Raw genomic sequence first — 21685 nt, 5'->3', positions numbered from 1 at the left:
TGGCCGACGGTCAAGGGCAAGGGTGTCGCAGGGGTGGCACGCTCAACAGATTCCGCGTGGTAAGGGCCGCCGCGGTTGACGGCCGGGCGCATCCTCGCCCCGTGCCGACGGCTTGGCGATCGTCATCCTCCCCGCCGCTTCCCGCATCAACATTCAACCACGTTGACGGCAAGGCCGCCGAGCGAGGTTTCCTTGTATTTTTCACTCATGTCGTTGCCGGTCTGGCGCATGGTTTCGATGCACGCATCGAGCGGCACGAAATGCACGCCGTCGCCTTTCAAGGCGAGGGAGGCTGCGGTGACCGCTTTCACCGCGCCGAGCGCGTTTCGCTCGATGCAGGGCACCTGAACGAGGCCCGCGACCGGATCGCAGGTCATGCCCAGGTGGTGCTCAAGCGCGATTTCGGCAGCATTTTCGATCTGCTCAGGCGTGCCGCCCATGACGGCGGCGAGCCCGGCGGCGGCCATGGCCGAGGCCGAGCCGACCTCGCCCTGACAGCCGACCTCTGCACCGGAGATCGAGGCATTGTGCTTGATGATGCCGCCAACCGCAGCGGCGGTCAGCAGGTAGTCGCGAATACCCTCTTGGTCGGCATCGGGATGAAAATGCAGGTAATAGCGAATGGTCGCGGGCACCACGCCCGCTGCACCATTGGTCGGCGAGGTCACGACGCGGCCGCCAGCGGCATTTTCTTCATTCACCGCCATGGCGTAGACGGAGAGCCAATCATTGGCGAGCACAGGGTTGAGGCGGTTGGAGCGCCACTCCTCCTGCAGCTTGTCATGGATCGATCTGGCCCTGCGGCGCACCTTCAGACCGCCGGGCAATTGCCCTTCCTGCCGCAGGCCGCGATCGATACAGCTCGACATGGCATCCCAGATGCGATCAAGCCCGGCATCCAATTCATCGCGGCTGCGGACCGCTTCCTCATTGGCCCGCTTCATCTGTGCAATCGAAAGGCCCGAGGAGGACGCCATGGCGAGCATTTCCTTTGCGGACGCAAAGGGATAGGGCACCTTCTGGCTGGACGCCTGTTTTTTCTGCTTCTGCATGGCGAGCAGTTCGGTATCTGTGACCACGAAACCGCCGCCGATCGAATAGTAGATCTGCGTCAACAGCACCCGGCCGTCCTTGTCCAGAGCCGAGAGCCGCATGCCATTGGCATGACCGGAAAGCGGCGTCTTCTTGTCGTAGACGAGATCGTCCTTCGGCTGAAAGTGATAGGACGGGTGACCAGGCGGCGTCACACGGCCGGTGCGCTCAACCTCGACGATGATTGCCTCCATACGATCCGGATCGACCTTGTCAGGCGCCTCGCCCATCAGGCCGATAATCACCGCATTGCCTGTGCCGTGCCCGATGCCGGTATAGGCAAGCGAGCCGTGCAGGCTCGCCTTCAGCGCTGTCACCTGCGCTCCCGCAGGACGCGGCCATTGGTCGGAGAGGATCAGATCGAGAAAACGATTGGCGGCAGTCATCGGCCCCATGGTGTGGGAGCTGGATGGCCCGACGCCAATCTTGAAAACGTCGAAAACCGAAAGAAACATGGCGCTCCCCGCATCTGCATCGTCAGGCCCGAAGGCTAGCGCATCGACTAGCACGAATGCACCTTGCAATCGACATCAGCTTTCACCGCCGCGACATAAACGAGGCACGGACTATCCTGATCCAGCCGTGGCGGGCTCTTCCCTCGCCGCGCAACGAAAAAGGCGCGGTCTGCTCGACCGCGCCCTCCGTAGACGATTGCATGTTAAGCGTCAGATGCTGCCGAAAAGATATGCCAGGCAGAGAACGCCGGCAAACCCCATCAAAGCTCTAAATGTGACGCCCCAGCATGACTTCTGGAAACTGCCTTCCATGTATACTCCAATGGAACCACATGTTGAAGAAAGCCGTCCCCCGACCGCTTTCGCAGACCTGAATAGTGAATTCCTAAACGTCGCGCAACTGCCAAAAAAGGCAAAAGCAAGGCAAAAATTGGACGGCAGTCATGCGCCTCACTCATGGCTGTCAATGAATTCAACGCCTTAATTTCCGACAGAGTTAATCGTCAATTAATTCGTGCCCGTTTGATTTCACAGATCTTTCCAGATGTTAACCAGGCATTGTCGGCGCTGGGTCGCCCGGGTTAAGGACTAGGAGTGCCAAATGGAGCCCGCCGATGACTGTGCCCGATTATGCCGCCCTTGCCGTTTTTGCCCTGCTCTGGCTCGGCTATGCCTGGATCACCGGCGATCGGCGGTTCGTGTCCCGGACAAGCCTGACGACGGCCATGGCCGACCGCCGGCGCGAGTGGATTCTCAACTCCACGCGTCGCGACCTGAAGATGATCGACACGCAGATCCTCGGTGGATTGCAGGCAGGCACCGCCTTCTTTGCCTCGACAACCATTTTTGCCATCGGCGGCTGTTTCGCACTGCTCGGCGCAACGGAACAGGTGGACGCCATTCTGCAGGATATCCCGTTCATCGTGGCCGGCGGCAGGGCCATGTTCGAGCTTAAGGTTTGTGGACTGATCGCGCTCTTTGCCTATTCCTTTTTCAAGTTCGGCTGGTCCTACAGGCTGTTCAACTATTGCACGATCCTGTTCGGTGCCATCCCGATGCTGGATGAGGCGCAAAAGGATCCCGTTGCCGCCAGAATCGCGGCGGAACGCACAATCCGCATGAACATCATTGCCGCCAGCCACTTCAACATGGGGCTGCGGGCAATTTTCTACTCGATCGGTTATCTCGGCTGGTTTGTCAGCCCCTGGCTTTTCATGGTGTCGACGCTCCTCGTCTTCATCGTCCTGCTGCGCCGACAGTTCTTTTCCAATGCGCGCAAGGCGCTGCTGACAGACGGCGAGGAATAAACGGGTTTCTGGGGATGGTCCGCCGCAAGGCCATGAAAACGCCGCGTTTGACGGCCAGCCAGCGACCTCCTGGAACTTGATGCGATTTACGTCGCGCGCACGCGCGAAAGGACAACCCGTGGCAGACAAAAGCCAGCCCCCGTTGGCGACAGCAAAGCCGAGGCTCCTGTTTCTCGATGCCCTCAGGGGCATCGCGCTGATCGCGATGGCCAGCTACCACTTCTCGTGGGATCTCGAATTCTTCGGCTATCTCGAACCCGGCACGTCGACGCAAGGCGCATTCAGGCTCTATGCCCGGGCCATTGCCTCGAGCTTCCTGTTTCTCGCCGGCTTCAGCCTGGTTCTCGCGCATTATCCGCAGCTTCGCCCGTCCGCCTTCCTGCGCCGGCTTGGCATTGTGGCGCTGGCGGCCGCAGCGATCTCTGCAGCAACCTGGTGGTTTACGCCGGATGCCTGGATCTTCTTCGGCATATTGCACGCAATCGCCCTCTGCAGCGTGATCGGACTTGCCTTTCTGCCTGTGCCGCCGATCGTCACCCTTGTTGTCGCCGGCATCGTGCTTGCCCTGCCAAGCCTCGTTTCGCTTCCGGCCTTCGATCACCCTTTCCTTCTCTTCCTCGGATTGTCAGAGAGGCTGCCGCGCTCCAACGATTTCGTGCCGTTGGTGCCCTGGCTGGGTGCCTTGCTGTGCGGGATTGCGGCTGCACGCTTCGCGGCGGACCGCAACATGCTGGATCAGCTGGCCAAGCTGCCACCCGGCCCCGCCTGGCTGCGATTTGGCGGACGCCATTCCCTGACTGTCTACCTTCTGCACCAGCCTGTTCTGATTGCCCTTCTCTATCTTGGCAGCCTTGTCATTCCGCCACCAAGCCCCGACCCTGTGGCGGACTATCTTTCCAGCTGCCAGCAAGCCTGCGGCGTTCAAGGCAACGACTCTGGCTTGTGCACACGTTTCTGCGACTGCACGCTTGACGCGCTAAAAACACAATCCTTACTTGAACCACTCCAGTCTGGCGCAATTTTGCCGGAGCAGGATGCGCGGATTAAATCGCTCGCGGCCGAATGCACGGCTATTAGCCGGGCACCTTGATTGAGAACGACTATGAACGCCTATCGTTTAAAACCTTTGCGCTATCCCTGGCCGCTTGCCGTCTTTGCCACAGGCCTGATCTTTGCCGGTTTCCTGCACCATCTCGCACCCTTGCCGCTGGGCGGCACCGATGCCTGGGGATTGCGGTTCACCGGGCTCATCATATTTCTCGCCGCAACGCTGCTCGACATCTGGGCGATGAAAACGCTTGCAGACCATCACACCCCCTTTTGGGATACCGGCTGCGCCAAACGGCTCGTGACGACGGGCCCCTTCCAACTGACGCGCAACCCGATCTACCTCGGCTACACGCTGGCGGCGATCGGGCTTGCTCTTCTGGCCGACAATGGCTGGATGGTGGCGGCAGCGATCGTTGCGGCGGCGAGCACGAGCTATCTCGTGATCCGCTGCGAGGAGCGGCATCTTCTGGCGCGCTTCGGGATTGAATACGAATCCTACCTGCGCCGCACACGTCGCTGGATCTGAGGAGCCAAACGACCCGGCGGCACGGCGACGCGCTTCGTTTAAAGGTTAGGTGCCGACGCCGATTTCCACCATGCGGGTGAGGCAGGCTTCTTCCGCCTGATCGAGCTCGCTCAGCGTCTCATCGATATCGCGGCGCTTCTGGCGCAGATCGTCACGCTTCTCGTCGATCTTCTTCATCATCAGCTTGAGCTGGCCGATCTCGCCCGGCGGCTCCTTGTAGACATGGACGATCTCGCGAATTTCGGCGATCGTAAAGCCGATGCGGCGACCGCGGAGAATTTCCTGCAACAGCCGACGATCCGCCGCGCGATATAGCCGGGTCCGGCCGCGACGTTCCGGCTGCAACAGACCCTCATCCTCGTAAAAGCGGAGGGTGCGGGTGGAGACGCCGAATTCGCGCGTCAGCTCAGTTATGCTGTAATACTTCTTCACGACATGTCGTCCCTATGAGGGAACACATAATATTGACTTTTACGTACAAGTCAATTTTCCGCCTGCCCTTACATGAACCACCATGTGGCGAGGCCGAGAAAGGCGAGGAATCCGGTGATATCGGTAACCGTCGTAACAAAGACGGCAGAGGCCACAGCCGGATCCGCGCCAAAGCGATCAAGCAACAGCGGAATGAGGATGCCGGCAATGGCGGCCGCCATCATGTTGATCAGCATGGCGGCTGCAATGATACCACCGATATTGGCATCCTGGAACCAGAGGCCGGCGACGAGGCCGATCAGAAGGCCGAAAACAAGACCGTTCAAGAGGCCGACGCCCGCCTCACGCCGCACGACCCGAAAGGCGTTGTGAATGTCGAGATTGCGGGTGGCAAGCGCCCGCACGGTAACCGTCATCGTCTGCGACCCGGCATTACCGCCCATGCCGGCCACGATCGGCATCAGAATGGCAAGTGCGACGATGCGCTCGATGGTCGCCTCGAACACGCCGATGACGGACGCAGCGAGGAATGCGGTCACCAGATTGACGGCAAGCCAGGGAATGCGCGAACGCGAAGTTTCCCGCACGCTGTCGGAGAGTTCTTCGTCACCGACGCCGCCGAGGCGAAGCAAGTCTTCCTCCGCCTCTTCCTGGATGACGTCGACGACGTCATCAATGGTGAGCACGCCGACCAGTCGCTCGTTTTCATCGACGACGGCGGCGGAGAGAAGGTCGTACTGCTCGAAGAGCTGGGCTGCCTCTTCCTGGTCCATCAGGGCCGAGATGGGGTGGTTTGTATCGCGCATGATCGTCTCGATCTTGACCTGTCGCTTGGTGCGCAGGATCTGGTCGAGATTGACGCTGCCAAGCAGCTTGAAGGTCGGATCGATGACGAAGATCTGGGTAAAACTCTCCGGCAAATCCTCCTCGTCACGCATGTAATCGATGGTCTGGCCGACGGTCCAGAAGGGCGGCACCGCGACGAATTCCGTCTGCATACGACGGCCAGCCGAGCTTTCGGGATAGTCCAGGGCGCGCCGCAACCGCACCCGCTCGGTGAACGGCAGTTGCGCGAGGATCTCTTCCCGATCATCGTCATCGAGGTCTTCGAGAATGTAGACGGCATCATCCGAATCGAGCTCGCCGATCGCGGCGGCAATCTGCTCGTTCGGCATCTGGTCGACGATCTGCATGCGGATCGCTTCATCGACCTCGGTCAGCGCCGTCAGGTCGAAGTCGGCGCCCATCAGCCTCACCAGCGCCAGGCGCTGATCCGGCTGGATCGCTTCGATCACGTGACCGAGTTCGGTCTCATGCAGCTTGGCGACATGCTGGCGGAGATAAAGCACGTCGCGGTCGGCGATGGCGGCGCCGATCTGCGTCAGGAAGTCATGGCGGACATGACCATCCTCATCATAGATGTCAGCGAAGCCCTCATCGCTGACAGCGGGGCGGATCAGCTCGTTCTCTGTCTCTGTCATCTCCGCCCCCTTGTCTGTCATGCCTGTTCCGGTCGGGAGAATGGCGGCTGAAACGCCTTTGTCAACAATCGGATAGAGAGAAATCCGGAGCGCCTGCGGCAAACCGGCCAAGTTTCTGCTAGCCTTGGCCAATGCCGCTCGCCGGCGCAAGCCCTACCCGCATCAAAGGACCGATAATCTGTGACGTCGCTGACCATTTTGCGCTATCCGCACGCAGCCTTTGCCACACCCTGCCTGCCCGTAACCGCCTTCGACGCGGATCTCGAGGACCTTGCCGACCGCCTTTATCAAGCGATGATCGCAGCGCCTGGCGTCGGCATCACGGCGGCCCATTGCGGCATCTTCCAGCGCATCGTCATCCTGGACCTGCCAGAGCTTGGCGGACGCCGCGATTTCATCAATCCGGAGATCCTCAGCGCCTCCGAGGAGACGATGACGCATGTCGAAGGCAGCGTCTCCATGCCGGGCTTCACCGAAGAGGTAACGCGCCCGCGCAGCATCATCCTGCGCTATCAGCGGCCTGACGGCAGCCCAGTAGAGGAGGAAAGCCTGTCCGACTTCGCCGCCATCTGCATGCAACACGAGATCGACCAGCTGGACGGCATCTTCTGGATCAAGCGCCTGTCACGCCTCAAACGCGAGCGCCTTCTCAAACGCTGGCAGAAAGCGGGCTGAGGCGCCGGCAGGCAACCATTTGCCGCTGAAACCGTTGTCACTCCATCGAACGCATCAAGGAGCGACAGCATGGCCAGCAAGACCGAATTTTCGCGCGAGAGCGACTACCGCGACTACGATCAGCGCAATGTAGCCGACGGATGGCCCTATGCCGACGGCGCGGGCGCAACCGACAAGCCGGTTGAGAATCGCGGCTATGGCGAGACGGATGCCAATTTCGACCGCGAGCGCAACGGCGGCTTCAGGGTCGAGGCCGTCGACGCAGACGGATTTTCCCCCGACCCGCAAACCCCGGTCTTGCCGATGACCGACCATCGCGAAGTGGAAGACCAGCGGGAAGCCGACATCTTCGAGGCCCTGGGAGACCTTGAGGATGCGATGTTGGCCACACTCGACATCCACGTCGAAGGCCACAAGGCCATTCTCCGCGGCGCAGTCGATACCCCCGAGGAACGCCGCATGATGGAGCTGAAGGTGCTGGGCGTCAGTGGCATCGCAGAGGTCGAAAACCACATCACCACGCTTGGCGTCGACAGTCATATCCCGTCGGACGCAGATTGAGCGAAATCATTGATTAAAAACAAAAAACCCGGCCTAAGCCGGGTTTCTTTGGTGCGGTCGAGAAGAAACTGGCCCCTCGCACCTTACACATTGAAATCATTGAACTTGTTGTCGCGTCATCGCAATCGTTTGTAGTGGCGTTTTGTAGCGGGGTCAACCAGGCAATAGCTACCGATAACGGTGAAGAGATCGCTGCTCCTCGTAGCGCCACAAGACAATATCCAACACGCTGAGATCATCTCCACTCTCGACTTGTATAGCCTCGCACATGGCATCGACATCAACGAAGCCATACTCTGTGGCCAACCGAACAAGGTGTCGATCTGGCTTCACACAAGAGAAGCCCAAATTCTTTGCCAAATGCCGAGCCGTTACAGGGCCGATGAAAGGCAGCGTCTGCAGCCTATCTTGTGGGGCTTCCATGACAACGTTCCAAAAAGAAGAAAAACCTGTACGACTAACAATCGCAGCGGCTTTGACAATTGCTTCCAGCTTCTGGCGGTGATTAAGCGCATGAGCTGCAGCGCGAACGCATACTGAGGCATTAGAGACTATTTCTTCTGCCGAATCCCAATCACAGTAGCATAGAGAGATGTAGTCGAACTTCTTTCTGACGATCATCTCCCGAAATCCGGAATTCAGGACGACCCACGCATACTCACGCAAGAAGTCTGTCTCTGTAACTATGCCCGGCAGGCGCGTGGATTGCCAATTGATCTCAGCGCTGTACTCAGACATGTTCACCCAGCGCTTCGCCTCATGATAATGTTCGGTTATTTTCCGTCCGGAGACTTTAGCGTCCGCCATTTAGAGTTGTCTCTTAAGATGATTAAGGCCGCAGTGAGCCAGATATTAGATCCTGGGTATTCATCGAGTCGCTTACTGACCGCGATCTTCAACCTGTGGGCTTTCTTCAATCGCAGAAAGTCCCTCTCTGGAACCGCAACACCAGCATCGCTTGCCATATCGTAACGGCTGGTTAACCGCTGAAACTCTCTCAGCGGAATTTCCTCACCATCTTTGTTGCTGGCTAGGAGGTAGCCTGCTTCTCGTTTCACTTCCGCATACAGAGAAAAGGTCCTTTTGTGCGCCTCACTAGTTCCCTTCCAGTCCACCTTGAACTGAAAAAGCGTGAGAACAAACACAGCGAGGCCAAGCAGACCAGCCCAGAGCTGGGAGTCGAAACCGTACGGCGTGAGAAAGGCAACGTATCGCTCATCAACAACACTCACTATGGTGACCCATGCCGAGAGCAGCAATAGAAATATGTCCATTACGAATGCGCGTCGGTAAAACTTGTCCCTGAGGGCGGCATGCGAACTGCAAAGCTGATCGGATACCCTTCTGATACGGGAGACTTCGGTTCGGATATCAACATTAGTCATTGTCTATTCCCAGGAGGGCTTGCCACTGCTGGTGAGAGCAGTGGGCACTTGCATTGCGCATTCTCTTCGCAATACGTCCTAAGACGTGGCCCGTGGCTAACCGCTCGGGACTACCTGCTCCACCGAGGTAGCCATCGACATGAACGGATTGGCCGCTGCTATCTTTGATTGGGGAGTGGATCAAGTCCTTAGCCTTATCAAAGAAGGCTGGCAGCATAGAAGCAAGATTTTTAGGGCCACCGTAGTTCTTAAACGCCGCAATGGCCAAGCTTTCTACATGGTAGCCGGTCAAACGCTGCCCTTCCGGCAGAGTGCCCATTACCGCTTTAGCCAGCTTTATCATGGGAACCAACTTGCCCCCGCAGTGAGCATTAGTAGCTGACAATGCCTTCTGGAACCCTTCTGGTGCAATTGACGACCAACCACCGTGGCGGAATGAAGGTACTTTCAGACCACTTTCTGTGCGAAACGCTGGAAGCAGTTGGATTTCCATGCCATCAGAATAAGTCACGGTGACTGCCAACTTTCCCTTGGACACCGATACAGCATCATCAACCTCTTGCCGAACGGCAGTCTCGATGCGCGCTAATGCCGATGCCGGAGATACTGCCTCTAGTGGCGAACCGTTCAGCACCAGAAGTGAATCGATGTCGCTCAGGCCATCAACGTACGTGTGACGCGCAACCGACCCGCCGAACAATGAGTCTATGGTGACCTCAAGGTCGGAGCTGAGACACTCCTTGATTTCGTCAAGTCGCGCCTTCACCAACTCAACATCTCTGCCGTTAGCCTCCGCCAACAGCTCATTGAGCATCCCACCCAGATCGGCTTCAAAAGCCTTCACGGCGGTCTCGTCTTCGGTCTTCTTAACCAGCTTTGCAAATTGCTCCGCAGATCTATTTATGAATGGCCCGCCGCCTCCACCACCTCCCATGTCAGCCCTCCAACTCTGAGATCATCGTTTCATATGCCGCTCGGAAGTGTTCTGCATGCTTCCCTAAATGGTGGAAGCCGTGGTCATTGATAAATTTCGCCATATCGAGCTGCATCTGCACCATGTACTGATAGTTGTGCGACCAGCAACATCCTTCAACTATATCTGAGTTGGTCTTGATAGGCAGCGTCAGGCCTCCAAAGTTATGCCGATACATCGTATCGCCGTCGAGGAAAGCATACCTTAACCACGTAAGACCGTCGAACACGTCAGCTCCAGCCAAAAAAAACAAGAATGTGCTGAACGTATCTAGACTACCGAAGACGTGTATTGGGATATCGTAGCCAAGCCTATCCAGCTCCCGTCGTATCTTTGCGATATTAAGCATTCGATCAAGGAGAGAGTTTCCGACTTCCTTTTCCGTAACTCCGATTACTGCAACACCATCGAGATATTTTATATTCGATAGAACCGCACCAATATTCAACCTTATGCTACTTGAACTCTCGGGCTTGATAAGGAAATTCTTTAATCCGCTTGAGGGAACCTCCAGTTGTCGCGCACGCTCCATCTGCTCCCGCACCGGAAGACGCTCGCTGTGGTGGTCATAAGTGACAAACAGAGTTGGCGACGGACAATCCCACTTACTTAGGACCGCCTGATGGAGATCACGGCTCCATACTCCTGGAACATGATCATTCTCGTATGTCTCTGACATGTCTGTTTCTTTGGACGCCTCGTAACCACCCGAGTCGAGTACGACCATAGATGCAAAATCAAACGGCCCCTGTAGAAGACCGTGATGAATATCATAAGCGCTTACCAGGATCTCCTCAGAGATGTACTCCTCAGACGCTTTGAATATCTTCTGGACCGAAGGAAAGCCCTTGCTTGAAAAAGATGGAAGCAAGATCGGGGTGCGAAACGCAGTGCCGTTCGGGAAAGTTATCACTCTTCTTTTCGCGAACATTAAAGAAGCCTTCTATCTCTACAAGATAGGCAATCACCGCAGGGGCTATCCGTACCTGCTTCACAGCTATAGGTAAGCTGGGGATTGATGCCGGTACTGCGAAAATATGCGTAAACGTCGGCTTTCGTCCACGATAGGAATGGCATGTGGACCTGAAGCCTATCGGAAGAGCAAGCTGACACCAACCGCGCCACCATATCGACGAACTCAGGAGAGCAGTCAAAATAGGGCGAACCAGAATGGATGCCCATCACGAGCAGGCCATCCTCGCACTTTCCCAAAAGCATCGCTGCGAAAAGCAAGAATGCATTTCGTCCGCCGAGTTCACCAACACCGAATTCGCTATCACTTGAGCAGGTGACTTTTGTTGATGGGATACCGAAAAGCCTGCTAACCGCAACCACTTTCGCCCACTCTATGACCGCCGCTGGTTGGCCGAAATCGACGTATATTGCGCGCACCTCGAATGCGCGAGTTTGGAGGAAATGAATGCATGAGGTCGAGTCGACCCCTCCGCTAAGCAACACGGTCGCTCTCGCCATGGCCGCCCCCCTGCCCATAAGCAATCATTCTGTCGCCAATCGTGGACAACTTGCGCTTCCCGGCTGATGCTTTCATGCAACTCCGGGATTTCAACCAACGCTAGCCAGCCTGACGTGGACTATCTTAGATTGCTATTCAAATTGAGGAACACGTCAAGGGGCGGGCGTAAGAAACAGGTTATAGGGTCGCCACATTCCCAAGGAAAAACAATAGATACTCCCCGTCTCCCAGATACGCCAATGCACAATCAGCATGTGCTTGCCTTAAACAGAAAGTTTATGGATCAGCAGCCTTCTGAGCCAAGCCTTCTCCCAGCCGCTTAACGATTCTTGAGAGGGTCGAACGTGAGCAACCGGTAGCTTTGACGATGCTGTTCCAACTGTGCCCGGAGCGGAGCATAGAGAGGATGGCAGCGTTTCGCTCGGCGTTCTCCGGTCGGCCAGCGTAAAGGCCCTTTGCTTTAGCCTGCTTAATACCCTGAGCCTGCCTCCTGCGTCGGTCCTCATAGTCCTTACGGGCAATGGCCGCGAGCATGTCCAGCATCATGCCGTTGATGGCATCCAACATGCGGCTGCTGAAATCATCACCGGCTTGAGCAAGCTGATAGGAGGTCGGCAAATCGAGGGCGACCACCCTCACCCGCTTTGCCGCGATCTCAGCCTTAAGCTTGGACCAGCCCTCAGCATTGAGGCGGCTCAGGCGGTCCACCTGCTCGACAAGAAGCACGTCTCCAGGATGGCAATCCAAAAGCAGCCTGAAAAGCTCAGGGCGCGCCAGGGAGGCCCCGCTTTCATTCTCGACGTACCACGAGACAATCGTGAGACCACGCTCCTCAGCAAAGCTCTGTAGGTCAACGCGGGCACGGGTTGCATCTTGCTCCTTGGTGCTTGCTCGGAGATAGGCACGGACATGCATCTGAAACCACCTTCGGTTCGATTAGGGTGGTTCGGTTATGTTCGGTTCTTTTTGGGTTGTCAATGCGTATTTATCGAACCACGTCTGCAGCGGTTCGGTAAAGGCACACCCAAATGGATAGGGGTCTAACGCCTTCCTTCATCCTCTTGACCATCAACGATTGAAAGAGGTGGTGAGAGATCAGAGGTCCGATTGCTGTCAGCCAGTGGACGCCACGTCATGGACCTGCTCTCTTCCTGCCCCTGGTCTTCACCGTCTATTCGGTAAAGAACGCTCACGGCAACATCAAATGGCTCCTTAGGCCGAGCGGACGAATTAGTTGAAACATTGAACACATAGCTGAGCGCCGAAGGCCGCTCCCCTGGGGTGTGCCCAGGTAAGCGTATAGCAAGATCGAAGTTGAAGTCGCGCCGTTCATGAATGACAGCGTCGATTATAGCCTCAAATGTCTGCCGCTCCTCGGCATGATCTCTAAAGACCCGCATCCCGTCAGGGAAATCGAACTTGATGCGCTCGATGTAGATAGGTCGTCGATTGTGATTGATCACCTCCAGTTCACCCCGCGCAAACGCTCTGTCCCTATCGTCTCGCTGAAAGAGGCTAACGAGCGGCGGAAGATCACCTAAGACGGCGTCCGCTTGCCTGCGGCTCTGTACGGCGGTGTACCAACTAAATCCGGCAGCGAGGCAGGCGACCACAACGGCCACCCAGGAAACGAAAAGGCTCTCCATGCATCCCCCATAATATTCAAGAGGACGCACCATCCATCAATCACCCTTGATGAGCAACCAAAATGAGGCAGCGCAACTGCCAGTGAAGAGCCCCAGGTGCGGCATTACACGAGCCTGCTAGCCAGTTCCTTCCCTGCCTTTGTCGGGTGCAAGGCCGGAGTTCTTCCACCGAGCTCCCTATGCGTTGCTCGACCAGACCTAGCCCAGGCTTCCCTTGGCCGTCCGAAGCGGAGAGGGCGTGAACATTTCGAGAGACAGACGATTGGCTCAGGTTCACGATCTCAGGGAGGTCTCGCTGCAGTATTCCAGGCTTCATGGCGATGACGAGGAAGACCGAGACCATCTGCAGCGGCATCTCGCCACGGACATCACGAAGCGCCTCTATGCGCCTCAGCAGTTCGGTAAGTCCCTCCACGTTCTTGCTCAGTCCGCGTCTCACTGTTGTGTTTTCCATCTGGTTTCCCTGGTTGGTTGAAAGGTCATCAGCATCCCCGACCACTCAGGCAGGAAAGGATGCATAAGCACGGCGTTAAAGTTGGGGGACGGGGGGCAAGGGGGGGCCTTCGCGGCTCCATCTATTCGATTGTCGCCTCGAATTTTTCCGCCGAAAAACTCGCCCTGCCCTCACGACTAGGCTTAGCTTCCTGCCAACTTGCGCAGGTAGTTGTGAGCCATCAGGTCTTTCTTGATGGCCATGGAGTTGATGCCCGGAAGGGTACGGACGAAGCGGTTCAGGGAATGCTCGTGGGATGCAGCTCGCGCACCGATGACTGCCATCGGCTTGAGTTCTGCGACCTGGGCCTGGGCGAGCTGTTTCTGTTCAAACTCTGCGGCCCAGGCACGGGCAGCTTCGGCAGGGTTGGAGAAGTTCGGGATGGCCGGGGAGGCAACCTGTTCTTCCAGCTCCATCCAGCGATCGATGATGCGGGAGCGGAGAGCGACCGAGTATCCCGAGACGAGGATGAGGGTCTCGCGCTTGGGAAGATTGAAGCAGGGAAGCCTGCGGCCTGTTGGGTCGATGTAGCTGCCTGCAAAGTCACTCGGCTGAAAACTCAGCTCAGTGAGCATTCGCCTGACATCTTCGAGGACGTTCTTGTGGAGCTTGCCAGTCAGCTCAGCGATCTCGCGGCTGGACATGGTGAGGGTTGAGGTGGCGTTGAGGGCGATCATGTTCACGGTGCTGTCCTAGTTGTCAGGCGCTTGATGGGGATGGACCGGAAGCCGGGTTCAGATCGCTGTCTCGATGCTTGGAGCGTACTTGCGGTGGGCCTTGGCCAGAGCCGCGACGTCATAGCCAGCAAATCTGCTGACCACTTCATGGAGCTGGCTGAGCTTTAGACGGTTGTCCTGAGCCATCAACATGGTGACCTCGGTCGCGGTCATAGCCTGGGGCTGCTGGGCCTGAGCTTCGAGTTCCATCCAGCGGTCGATGATGCGGGCACGGAGTTCGACCGAGTAGCCTGAGACGAGGATAAGGGTCTCGCGCTTGGGGAGGTTGAAGCAGGAGCGAGCCTCGCCCTTCGCATCCACGTAGACGCCCCCAAAAGTGGGGCCGTTGATTTGGAGGGTTACCAGCATCGAGCGGATGTCCCGCATGACGTGGTCGTGGCGCTTGCCGGTCAGCTCAGCGATCTCGCGGCTGGACATGGTGAGGGTGGAGGCGGTGTTGAGGGAAACGATCTGGTTCATGGTCAGCCTTAGTGAGGACCATCAGGGATGGACTAGCCGCACAGGTGTCGGAGGAGTGAAACAGAAGGATAAGGGGGATCGGAACAGGCAGGGCCGGAGTGACCCTACAGGTTGACCCTCAATGCTCATGACATCCATCATCAGCTGACCACCTGATGGATGGTCATGTATAAGTATATCAAACCGGAGGGGGATTAGGCTTCCTCCTAAGGGGTGGGGTAATTTCAGGTTGCATATTGCGTGGCTACACCAGAGAAGCCGGCAACCCCGAAGAGCTGCCTGCAATTGGAAGAACGCCTTCACATCCGGCGAAGAAACCCACGCTACCGACAGTTGGTCGAGGACCGACCGCAGAGGGTATCACTGGCCTCCGCTGCCGGTCAGGAGCTGATTGATCTCAGCCTGTCGCGCCAGCAGCTCCGCTTTCGGCATGAGCATCAGCGGCCTGTGCTTGGCGTTCATGCCCTCCAGTACCTCGTGACGACGAAGGTCTTTGCCGATCTGCTCCAGCTCGCCCTGGAGGTTGAGCTTGACCTGAGCTGAGGTCTTGGCCTGCTCGTCCATGACGCCCTGCTGGACACCCTGAACTCGCGTCTGCTCCTGCTGGAACAGGGACTGGAGCGTGATACTGCCGTCCTGCTGGTTCTCGACTGGGACTTGGTCCTTGGTGACGATTATCCAGTCCCGGCCATTCTGGGCTTGCTTGATGGTCAAGTCCTCCGCTGCGAGGAACTCTTCATCCCCGTGCTTTTCAGCATAGAGCTTCAAGGCATTGTCCACGAGGTCCGAGAAGTTCGGCGGAACCTGCTTGTCAGCGATGTTCACGAAGTTGCCGTTGACCTCCACGTTGTCCAGCAGGAAGCGCTCTCGTGCCTGCTTGAGGGCGACCTTGGTCGAAAGGCCGCTCTCGATCCCGAACTTTGCCAGCCTGGAAATCTCCCCTGCGACCGTCCCGAGGTTAGTGGGCACATCGCCACCGACCTCAAACCAACTTCCTGCCATCCATGGATCGATCGTGATCTTGCTCACCTCCTTTTCCACATCAACGAACCGGAGCTGGTTCATCGGATTGTTGGTCCGATCGGGGTCAGCCATGATCGCCATGGCATTCCTTACGGCCTGCGTCTGGTCCATGTGCTGGAGCTGCATGCCCATCCGAACGCGCTCGTAGAAGTCCCGAGTGCTTTCGTCAGGCATGTGTCGAGCGACCATTGCCGGGTTCGTGGCGTGGAGCCGCTGGTAGAGATCAACGCCATCCAGCACCGACTGAGGCAGCTCATCCCCGGAGGTGTTCCGAGAGTTGGTCGCCGAGTAGCCAGCCTCAAGCGCCTGCGTCCACGAAGGGAACGTCAGGGCATTGGTAGCGCCAGCTTCGGACAACATCTCGTAGGCCTGATCGGTGGTGATCTCGCCCAGCTCCTGGAGCCGCTTGACGTTGTTATCGAACGCGCTTGCGGTGTCCTTGAACTGCTGCTCGACCGTGATCTCCTTAACCTCACCTTCCTCCGTCAGCACTCTGGCAGGGCCGATGCCATAGAGGGAGCCGGACTGCAGGGTGCTTAGGTTGTTCCTGAGGACTACCTCCTCGCTCTCTTTGGCCTGCTGCTTGAGCTGGAGCTTCTGCTCGTTCTTCGCAGCCTCGGCTTCCTGCTTGTCGAGGAATGCCTGATTGCTTCCCAGCACCGACTGAGCGCCAGCGAAGGTGTAGGCTCCGGGGTTGGCCTCGCTCCACGCCTTGAAGGCATCAGTATCGAGCGTCCCATTGCGGGCTTGGTTCTCGTAGATCAGCCGCTGGTCACGGGTGCGCTCTTCGTTGAGCTTGTTCCGCTCGCCTTTGGCATTGGACAGGATACGTGTGGAGTCCGCTTGGAACTCGCGGTTGGCCGACAGCGGGCCGAGAACGGTCCCGTCAGCGGCTGTGCGTTCCCCGTTGAGGATTGCTTCGACCATGTCGAGATCGCCTGCTGCGGCGTAGCTCTCGGCCAGCCTGACCATCTCCTTGTCCTGCTCGCGGAAGTCCACATGCAGGAGGGAGCGGTTGGCCTCGTATTCCCCACGCAGAGCTGCAACGATCTCCTGAGGAGACTTGCCGTCAGCGCGCATGGTCTGAGCCTTGCCGTGGAAGGTCTCGTAGACGCCACCGATGGTGTCCGTCTTGATCTGCTCGGTCTGGTACTGAGCCTGGGCCTGATTGGCCTTGGCACCCCAGTTGTCCATGATCTGGTTATAGGCGCCCACGAAGTGCGGGTTGTCGCCATACTGATCCAGATCGCCGGCCATGCGTTCACGGATGAAGCCGTCGAGGTCGCCCGAGTTCTTGTCGAAGTTGGTCTCGTATTCCTGGGTCAGCTCGTTGACGCGCTGGTAGGCCAGACGCTCCCCGTACTGCTTCATGAACGCGGCTTTGAACCACGGATTATCCATCTCGGAGATCGAGCCATCGGCCACCGCAGACTGAGCCTCAGCGAAGCTCATGCCTCCGATGCGCTTCATGGCACGGTCCTCTGCGTCCTTCTGCATCGTGGCAGACTGCGTTTCGAGGAAGCCCTGGAGGCTGGGGCTGATTTGGGCCAGGGCACCAGCGAGCTGCTGGAAGTCGTTAGGGCCGCTGTTAGGCTGCACCGGGCGGCTGTAGGTGTCCACCGGGCGAGCCTGAGGCTGGAGGCCCACGCTGCCGATAGGGTTCTTCAACTGGACGCGACCAGTGTTTCCGCCGCCCACCGAGGGGCGATCTTCGTGTCGGGTCAAGCCCGGTACTCGTGTCATATGGGTTCCGATCGTTGGTCATCGTTGAGAGAGGTCTCATGAACGGTTCGTGAGATCTTAGGGGTGGGGTAATCGGCCCAAAACCGCCGAAACCCTATAGACCGCAGGGCATTGCGCCTTGTGGCGAGGCCGATCACGCCACCGCCGCGCCAACAGTCCAGCCCGCCCATGCAGCTGCGGCCCAACATGCAAGCCTGATCGGAAAGGCGAGCGGCGAGAACCGAAGCAGCGCGAGCATTGCGCGACTGCTTGCGCCCAGGAAGCCGTACAGCGCCCCGAAGAGCGCGTTGACGACGACGTAGGTTGTGACACCTGCGAGGATGGCGACCAGCATCATCGAGCCCCCTCGTTTGAAAGGGTGCCCACCGCCTCACCGGCTGGGATGAGAGGCCCCAGCCGCTTGCAGGCCCACTGCAGGGTTCCATTGGAGAGGGTCAGGAACGTGTTGCTGATTTTGCTCATGCCGTGAAGCCCTTAGGCTCGGCGGACAGAACGCCCCTGACGGTTCCGAGGAAGAACTCCACATCGTGATCGCTCGAACGAACAAGACCAAGCCCGGCCCCCGGTATTCCCCACTCAACCCAGGCACTCAATCGCGTGAACGGTAACCGGACGTAAAGGCCCGGCATGCTCCCGCCGATGCTGCACAAGAAATGCCGAGAGAGCACGTCACGGAACCCCGCGTTTAATGCCTGGGCCGCTTCGATGATGATTGTGATTGTATTGCGCATGGTGTTTCCCCGGTTTGCGCTGCACCTCCGCCCTGACGCGAAGACGTGGAAGCGGAGCCTCCAGAAGGAGCCACAGGAGAAGAGGAGCGTCGGCTTGCAACTTTCACTGCCAGCAGCGCGAACGCTCGCCTTTGGCCCCTCCTGGGGGCTCCTATGCTGCTTCTACGGGGTAACGAGGGAAATCCTTGATCGCATCAGCGAGGTCTTCGATGCTGGGACGTTCGTAGATCGAACCTACAGTTCCAGAGCTATGTCCGCAGAAGGCGTCACGCAGTCGCTGCTCGATCTTCGCTCTTGCCGCCCTCCGCTTGAAAGTGTGTCTCCAAGCGTGGTTCGGGCTGACGTCTTTGTCCGTGACCCCAAGCTCGCGCACCCAATCACCTAACTTCTGACGTAGCTGGACATACATCGGACGCTTCGGATTGAGAGGGTCGTCCTCCTTCTTGGAAGCTGAGGCGGGGTTGTAGAATAGCGGCCCCGTTCCTGAGCGCCTTACGAACTCAATAAACCCTTGCTCAACAAGATGCTCATGCATCACGACTGTTCGCGACACGTTGCCCTTAACGGTTCCTGCATCTGTCCTGATGTGGATCATCCAGAAGCCGTTTTTATGCAGCTCAACATCCTCTTTGCGGAGCTGTGTCATCTCGCCAGGACGTGAGCCGGTGTAGGCACAAAGCCAAGGCACCCAACGCCTTGCTGCTTTGAGGTATTCATTCCGCCTCGACGGCTGAGGCTCCAGTGTAGCTTTGAGGATGGTTTCCGCATCAGCATCGGAAAACTCCCCCTTGGTCGAGGTAGAGCGAGGCACTGCAACCTTGAGGCCGTCGAAAGGATTTGCTGACAGGCGTTTCTGTGCCTTCACCCAATTGAAGACCCGACGCGCCGCTGTAAGCCAGACCTCATTGATCGTTCGGCCACCCGCGTTGCCCTCCTGGAGGAGCTTATCCTTCCAAGCCACTGCGTCTTCCTCGGTAATCAACGCGACGTCACGGCTCTCAACGTGGTCGTTCAGATGCACGAAGACCCCACGCCACCTGTTGATGGTAGACGCTTCCGGCTGACGTTCTTTCACCCAAGCCTCGAACGCTTCCCAGGGGCTCCAGCCTGCCAGCTTTGCTGTCGGTGCAGTTTCGGCACTGGAGCGAGGCAAGGTCTTGCGGTGTTCATCAGGAGCATAGTTGCCCCCGGCCCGCCGCCGCAGGAGCGCCATAACGGCGATTAGGTCCGGTTTGAGTCGGTCTAGGAGTTCATCCTGGGCGTGGCTATCGAGCTTCAAGCCTTCCTGGGCCATGAAGGTTGGTAGCTGAGAGAGTTCTAAAACCTTCGCCCGAATGAGCGCCTTGTGCCGAGGGCTCAGCTCTTCATCATCGGACGGGCTCAGGCCTCCAAACTTCTCAACAGCATCTTCAAGCTGACCATAGCGAAAATCCCACTCCTCAACGGAGAACGATTGCTCATGCTGCAGCACGAACCAGTCGTACCAGCGGCCAATCAAAGCATGCATCTGTCTTGTGGAAAACTTCTGAGCGCCTCCTGCTTGGGCAGCTCTGAGTGTCGCAATCCGCCCTTCCACGTCTGCGACCCAACCAGCGAACTCAGCCTTGGCTTGAGTGGCGGTCAGGAGAGAGGTCTTCCTGAACCGCTCTTCCTGGCGGACACCAAAGGCGCTCTGGTAGTCGTCACGAACATCCGAAGGGATGACTTTCCGAGCAAACCAGTCGCCATTCTTGGCACGGGAGAGTGAAGGCATGAGAACTGTCATTTGTAGCGCCCTTTGTAGTGCTAGGGCGACGACAAGCCTCTGATTTCATTTAAGTCTCTGACCCAAAATAAAGTTTGGGAGAGAATGGTGCGGTCGAGAAGACTCGAACTTCCACGGGTTGCCCCACAGCGACCTCAACGCTGCGCGTCTACCAATTCCGCCACGACCGCATCGTGGTAGATGCCGAATTGCTCCGGCGGGGCTGCATGTAGCAAAAGCCCCGGGGGTCCACAAGCCCGCTGTGACAGAATTTTGAAAAAACTTGTGGCGCGGCCAAAACCTGTCGCGGCGACTTTGGCCGGAAGCCTTGCAAGACAGGGGATTAATTGCCAAGTAGAGGGAAAATCAGGACTTTTCCACAGGCTGGGAAAACCTTCCCTCCCCTGTCAGCGGACCCGACACCATGACCCTACGCACCGATCTCGACCACACGATGCTGCCGCTGGATGGCTCGCCACCCGTAAGGTGGCGAATCTCCGAGGGCCTCGTTGCCTATGACGAAGCGGTGGTGGAGATGGAGCGTGAAGTCGCGGCGATTGCCGAGGGGCGGGCCGATGAACTGGTCTGGCTGCTCGAACACCCGCCGCTTTATACCGCCGGCACCAGCGCCGATCCGCGCGACCTCGTCCAGCCCGATCGATTCCCCGTGCATGCGACCGGGCGCGGCGGCGAATACACCTATCACGGTCCCGGCCAGCGGGTGGCCTATGTCATGCTCGACCTGAAGCGCCGTCGCCAGGATGTCCGCGCCTATGTCTCAGCGCTTGAAGAGGTGGTGATTGAGACCCTTGCCTCGATGAATGTGCGTGGCGAGCGCCGCGAGGACCGGGTTGGCGTCTGGGTCCGCAGACCCGACAAGCCGCGTCTGCCGGACGGGAGCGTGACGGAAGACAAGATTGCCGCGCTCGGCATACGACTGCGGCGCTGGGTCAGCTTTCACGGGCTGTCGTTGAATGTCGACCCGGAACTCTCGCATTTCGGCGGCATCGTGCCGTGTGGCATCAGCACCTATGGCGTGACCAGCCTGGTGGATCTTGGCCTGCCGGTGATGATGCCGGACGTCGACATGCGCCTGCGCGAGGCTTTCGAGACGGTCTTCGGTCCAACTGTCAGCATTGGATAGAAGCGGCCCGATTGCCGTTCAGGCATTGCCCGGAACGGCAATGCGGTGTTCGCCAAAGTCGAAATCGCCATCGCCGACTGCCTCTGCGCGCTGCCGCTCTTCGTAACGGTCGATCTGACTGGAGATTTCTCCGATCAGCCTGCCGCATTCCAGATGTGCATCGGTCAACCGCTGCAACTGCATGCGCAAGCCCTCGATCGGAACATCGGAGCTTTCCTGGAGGGGGCCCGACCCCAGGCCCGTCATCAGCCACATGGGCGACACGCCGAGAATGCCGGCGAGGCTTACGAGTTTCGAGGGACGCGGCTCGGACCGATCGGATTCCCACGCAAGCAGCGTATCCCGCTTCACGCCAACTCTGTTGGCGGCATCCGCAAGCGAAAGGCCGATGGAATCGCGCGCCATGGACAGCCGCCCACCCAACGTATCGTCGCTCGCATCGGTAATGCGGGTAAACGTCTTGCGTGTCGCCATGCCATACTCCTTCGATAACGGCGATGCGGTGGCGATCGTGTCGCCGCCCACTCCAGTTGTCTGAGCTTATGTCTCTTCGC

The 21685-nt window shown here is 58.2% G+C and carries 23 protein-coding genes, 1 tRNA gene and 1 pseudogene; 8 read left to right on the top strand and 17 right to left on the bottom strand.

Going from position 1 to position 21685, the window contains the following annotated elements:
* Positions 1-146: 146 nt before the first annotated feature.
* Positions 147-1547 carry an L-serine ammonia-lyase gene (locus tag FAA97_RS02505; protein ID WP_136596943.1) on the bottom strand — a complete coding sequence of 467 codons (1401 nt, stop codon included), beginning with the start codon at positions 1545-1547 and terminating at the stop codon, positions 147-149.
* Between the two features lie 614 nt (positions 1548-2161).
* Between FAA97_RS02505 and FAA97_RS02500 the strand changes: the two genes are divergently transcribed.
* The 3 genes from FAA97_RS02500 to FAA97_RS02490 all read left to right on the top strand — a co-directional run bounded on the left by FAA97_RS02500 (position 2162) and on the right by FAA97_RS02490 (position 4430).
* Positions 2162-2854: a DUF599 domain-containing protein gene (locus FAA97_RS02500; RefSeq protein WP_136596942.1), complete on the top strand. Its 693-nt coding sequence runs from the start codon at positions 2162-2164 to the stop codon at positions 2852-2854.
* 118 nt (positions 2855-2972) lie between these two features.
* Positions 2973-3944: an acetyltransferase domain-containing protein gene (locus FAA97_RS02495; RefSeq protein ID WP_246041318.1), complete on the top strand. Its 972-nt coding sequence runs from the start codon at positions 2973-2975 to the stop codon at positions 3942-3944.
* A gap of 12 nt (positions 3945-3956) precedes the next feature.
* On the top strand, positions 3957-4430 hold the full coding sequence (locus FAA97_RS02490; protein WP_136596940.1) for a methyltransferase family protein: 474 nt from the start codon (positions 3957-3959) through the stop codon (positions 4428-4430).
* Positions 4431-4475: 45 nt separating this feature from the next.
* On the opposite strand, the gene FAA97_RS02485 is transcribed toward FAA97_RS02490, so the two are convergent.
* Together FAA97_RS02485 and mgtE are read right to left on the bottom strand one after the other, a co-directional pair.
* Positions 4476-4862 carry a MerR family transcriptional regulator gene (locus tag FAA97_RS02485; RefSeq protein WP_136596939.1) on the bottom strand — a complete coding sequence of 129 codons (387 nt, stop codon included), beginning with the start codon at positions 4860-4862 and terminating at the stop codon, positions 4476-4478.
* Between the two features lie 68 nt (positions 4863-4930).
* Entirely contained in the window at positions 4931-6343 is a 1413-nt protein-coding gene (gene mgtE, locus FAA97_RS02480) for a magnesium transporter (protein WP_168800897.1), read from the bottom strand.
* Between the two features lie 180 nt (positions 6344-6523).
* Between mgtE and FAA97_RS02475 the strand changes: the two genes are divergently transcribed.
* Positions 6524-7018: a peptide deformylase gene (locus FAA97_RS02475; protein WP_136596937.1), complete on the top strand. Its 495-nt coding sequence runs from the start codon at positions 6524-6526 to the stop codon at positions 7016-7018.
* A 69-nt stretch (positions 7019-7087) separates the two neighbouring features.
* Positions 7088-7579 (top strand): BON domain-containing protein, encoded by a 492-nt coding sequence (locus FAA97_RS02470; protein WP_136596936.1) that lies wholly within the window; start codon positions 7088-7090, stop codon positions 7577-7579.
* 168 nt (positions 7580-7747) lie between these two features.
* Here FAA97_RS02470 and FAA97_RS02465 read toward each other — a convergent pair whose 3' ends face one another.
* The 6 genes from FAA97_RS02465 to FAA97_RS02440 all read right to left on the bottom strand — a co-directional run bounded on the left by FAA97_RS02465 (position 7748) and on the right by FAA97_RS02440 (position 12326).
* Complete coding sequence (locus FAA97_RS02465; RefSeq protein WP_136596935.1) at positions 7748-8386, bottom strand: hypothetical protein; 639 nt, start codon at positions 8384-8386, stop codon at positions 7748-7750.
* The gene (locus tag FAA97_RS02460) at positions 8353-8964 is read right to left on the bottom strand and encodes a hypothetical protein (protein WP_136596934.1); all 612 of its coding nucleotides are present in this window, start codon (positions 8962-8964) and stop codon (positions 8353-8355) included. Before FAA97_RS02460 ends, FAA97_RS02465 begins: the two co-directional genes overlap by 34 nt.
* Positions 8957-9898, bottom strand: a complete 942-nt coding sequence (locus FAA97_RS02455; protein ID WP_136596933.1) for a CBASS oligonucleotide cyclase — start codon at positions 9896-9898, stop codon at positions 8957-8959. Before FAA97_RS02455 ends, FAA97_RS02460 begins: the two co-directional genes overlap by 8 nt.
* Position 9899: 1 nt before the next feature.
* Positions 9900-10868, bottom strand: coding sequence for a hypothetical protein (locus tag FAA97_RS02450; RefSeq protein ID WP_136596932.1), 969 nt, complete (start codon positions 10866-10868; stop codon positions 9900-9902).
* Complete coding sequence (locus FAA97_RS02445; protein ID WP_168800896.1) at positions 10868-11410, bottom strand: 7-cyano-7-deazaguanine synthase; 543 nt, start codon at positions 11408-11410, stop codon at positions 10868-10870. The genes FAA97_RS02450 and FAA97_RS02445 overlap by 1 nt, the downstream gene beginning before the upstream one ends.
* A 277-nt stretch (positions 11411-11687) precedes the next feature.
* Complete coding sequence (locus FAA97_RS02440) at positions 11688-12326, bottom strand: recombinase family protein (RefSeq protein WP_136596930.1); 639 nt, start codon at positions 12324-12326, stop codon at positions 11688-11690.
* 416 nt (positions 12327-12742) lie between these two features.
* On the opposite strand from FAA97_RS02440, the gene FAA97_RS02435 reads away from it, so the two are divergent.
* Entirely contained in the window at positions 12743-12952 is a 210-nt protein-coding gene (locus FAA97_RS02435) for a hypothetical protein (RefSeq protein ID WP_136596929.1), read from the top strand.
* 343 nt (positions 12953-13295) lie between these two features.
* Positions 13296-13532 (top strand): hypothetical protein, encoded by a 237-nt coding sequence (locus FAA97_RS20995; RefSeq protein WP_168800895.1) that lies wholly within the window; start codon positions 13296-13298, stop codon positions 13530-13532.
* 161 nt (positions 13533-13693) lie between these two features.
* On the opposite strand, the gene FAA97_RS02425 is transcribed toward FAA97_RS20995, so the two are convergent.
* The 7 genes and pseudogenes from FAA97_RS02425 to FAA97_RS02395 all read right to left on the bottom strand — a co-directional run bounded on the left by FAA97_RS02425 (position 13694) and on the right by FAA97_RS02395 (position 20178).
* Positions 13694-14227: a Rha family transcriptional regulator gene (locus tag FAA97_RS02425; protein ID WP_136597687.1), complete on the bottom strand. Its 534-nt coding sequence runs from the start codon at positions 14225-14227 to the stop codon at positions 13694-13696.
* A 216-nt stretch (positions 14228-14443) separates the two neighbouring features.
* Positions 14444-14746, bottom strand: a pseudogene (locus FAA97_RS02420) (Rha family transcriptional regulator); the annotation flags it as partial.
* A 360-nt stretch (positions 14747-15106) separates the two neighbouring features.
* Positions 15107-17389, bottom strand: coding sequence for a hypothetical protein (locus FAA97_RS02415; protein WP_136596927.1), 2283 nt, complete (start codon positions 17387-17389; stop codon positions 15107-15109).
* A 256-nt stretch (positions 17390-17645) separates the two neighbouring features.
* Positions 17646-17849 (bottom strand): hypothetical protein, encoded by a 204-nt coding sequence (locus tag FAA97_RS02410; RefSeq protein WP_136596926.1) that lies wholly within the window; start codon positions 17847-17849, stop codon positions 17646-17648.
* 121 nt (positions 17850-17970) lie between these two features.
* Entirely contained in the window at positions 17971-18243 is a 273-nt protein-coding gene (locus FAA97_RS02405; protein WP_136596925.1) for a hypothetical protein, read from the bottom strand.
* Positions 18244-18394: 151 nt separating this feature from the next.
* Positions 18395-20008: a tyrosine-type recombinase/integrase gene (locus FAA97_RS02400; protein WP_136596924.1), complete on the bottom strand. Its 1614-nt coding sequence runs from the start codon at positions 20006-20008 to the stop codon at positions 18395-18397.
* Between the two features lie 85 nt (positions 20009-20093).
* A tRNA-Leu gene (locus tag FAA97_RS02395) sits at positions 20094-20178 on the bottom strand.
* Between the two features lie 233 nt (positions 20179-20411).
* Between FAA97_RS02395 and lipB the strand changes: the two genes are divergently transcribed.
* On the top strand, positions 20412-21131 hold the full coding sequence (lipB, locus tag FAA97_RS02390; protein WP_136596923.1) for a lipoyl(octanoyl) transferase LipB: 720 nt from the start codon (positions 20412-20414) through the stop codon (positions 21129-21131).
* 18 nt (positions 21132-21149) lie between these two features.
* Here lipB and FAA97_RS02385 read toward each other — a convergent pair whose 3' ends face one another.
* The gene (locus FAA97_RS02385; protein WP_136596922.1) at positions 21150-21605 is read right to left on the bottom strand and encodes a helix-turn-helix domain-containing protein; all 456 of its coding nucleotides are present in this window, start codon (positions 21603-21605) and stop codon (positions 21150-21152) included.
* Between the last annotated feature and the right edge of the window lie 80 nt (positions 21606-21685).

This window comes from Peteryoungia ipomoeae, from assembly GCF_004912165.1.
Classification (GTDB): Bacteria; Pseudomonadota; Alphaproteobacteria; order Rhizobiales; family Rhizobiaceae; genus Allorhizobium; species Allorhizobium ipomoeae.
Note: the sequence above shows the minus strand (reverse complement) of the source record. Positions and strands in the feature narration are given on the sequence as shown.

Coding starts and splice junctions, on each gene's coding strand:
- FAA97_RS02490 (WP_136596940.1), top strand. CDS start 3,957: ATGAACGCCTATCGTTTAAAACCTTTGCGCTATCCCTGGCCGCTTGCC.
- FAA97_RS02470 (WP_136596936.1), top strand. CDS start 7,088: ATGGCCAGCAAGACCGAATTTTCGCGCGAGAGCGACTACCGCGACTAC.
- FAA97_RS02440 (WP_136596930.1), bottom strand. CDS start 12,326: ATGCATGTCCGTGCCTATCTCCGAGCAAGCACCAAGGAGCAAGATGCA.
- FAA97_RS02505 (WP_136596943.1), bottom strand. CDS start 1,547: ATGTTTCTTTCGGTTTTCGACGTTTTCAAGATTGGCGTCGGGCCATCC.
- FAA97_RS02500 (WP_136596942.1), top strand. CDS start 2,162: ATGACTGTGCCCGATTATGCCGCCCTTGCCGTTTTTGCCCTGCTCTGG.
- FAA97_RS02455 (WP_136596933.1), bottom strand. CDS start 9,898: ATGGGAGGTGGTGGAGGCGGCGGGCCATTCATAAATAGATCTGCGGAG.
- lipB (WP_136596923.1), top strand. CDS start 20,412: ATGACCCTACGCACCGATCTCGACCACACGATGCTGCCGCTGGATGGC.
- FAA97_RS02445 (WP_168800896.1), bottom strand. CDS start 11,410: ATGGCGAGAGCGACCGTGTTGCTTAGCGGAGGGGTCGACTCGACCTCA.
- FAA97_RS02435 (WP_136596929.1), top strand. CDS start 12,743: ATGAATGACAGCGTCGATTATAGCCTCAAATGTCTGCCGCTCCTCGGC.
- FAA97_RS02385 (WP_136596922.1), bottom strand. CDS start 21,605: ATGGCGACACGCAAGACGTTTACCCGCATTACCGATGCGAGCGACGAT.
- FAA97_RS02410 (WP_136596926.1), bottom strand. CDS start 17,849: ATGATGCTGGTCGCCATCCTCGCAGGTGTCACAACCTACGTCGTCGTC.
- FAA97_RS02450 (WP_136596932.1), bottom strand. CDS start 10,868: ATGTTCGCGAAAAGAAGAGTGATAACTTTCCCGAACGGCACTGCGTTT.
- FAA97_RS02425 (WP_136597687.1), bottom strand. CDS start 14,227: ATGATCGCCCTCAACGCCACCTCAACCCTCACCATGTCCAGCCGCGAG.
- FAA97_RS02465 (WP_136596935.1), bottom strand. CDS start 8,386: ATGGCGGACGCTAAAGTCTCCGGACGGAAAATAACCGAACATTATCAT.
- FAA97_RS02405 (WP_136596925.1), bottom strand. CDS start 18,243: ATGCGCAATACAATCACAATCATCATCGAAGCGGCCCAGGCATTAAAC.
- FAA97_RS02460 (WP_136596934.1), bottom strand. CDS start 8,964: ATGACTAATGTTGATATCCGAACCGAAGTCTCCCGTATCAGAAGGGTA.
- FAA97_RS02400 (WP_136596924.1), bottom strand. CDS start 20,008: ATGACAGTTCTCATGCCTTCACTCTCCCGTGCCAAGAATGGCGACTGG.
- mgtE (WP_168800897.1), bottom strand. CDS start 6,343: ATGACAGAGACAGAGAACGAGCTGATCCGCCCCGCTGTCAGCGATGAG.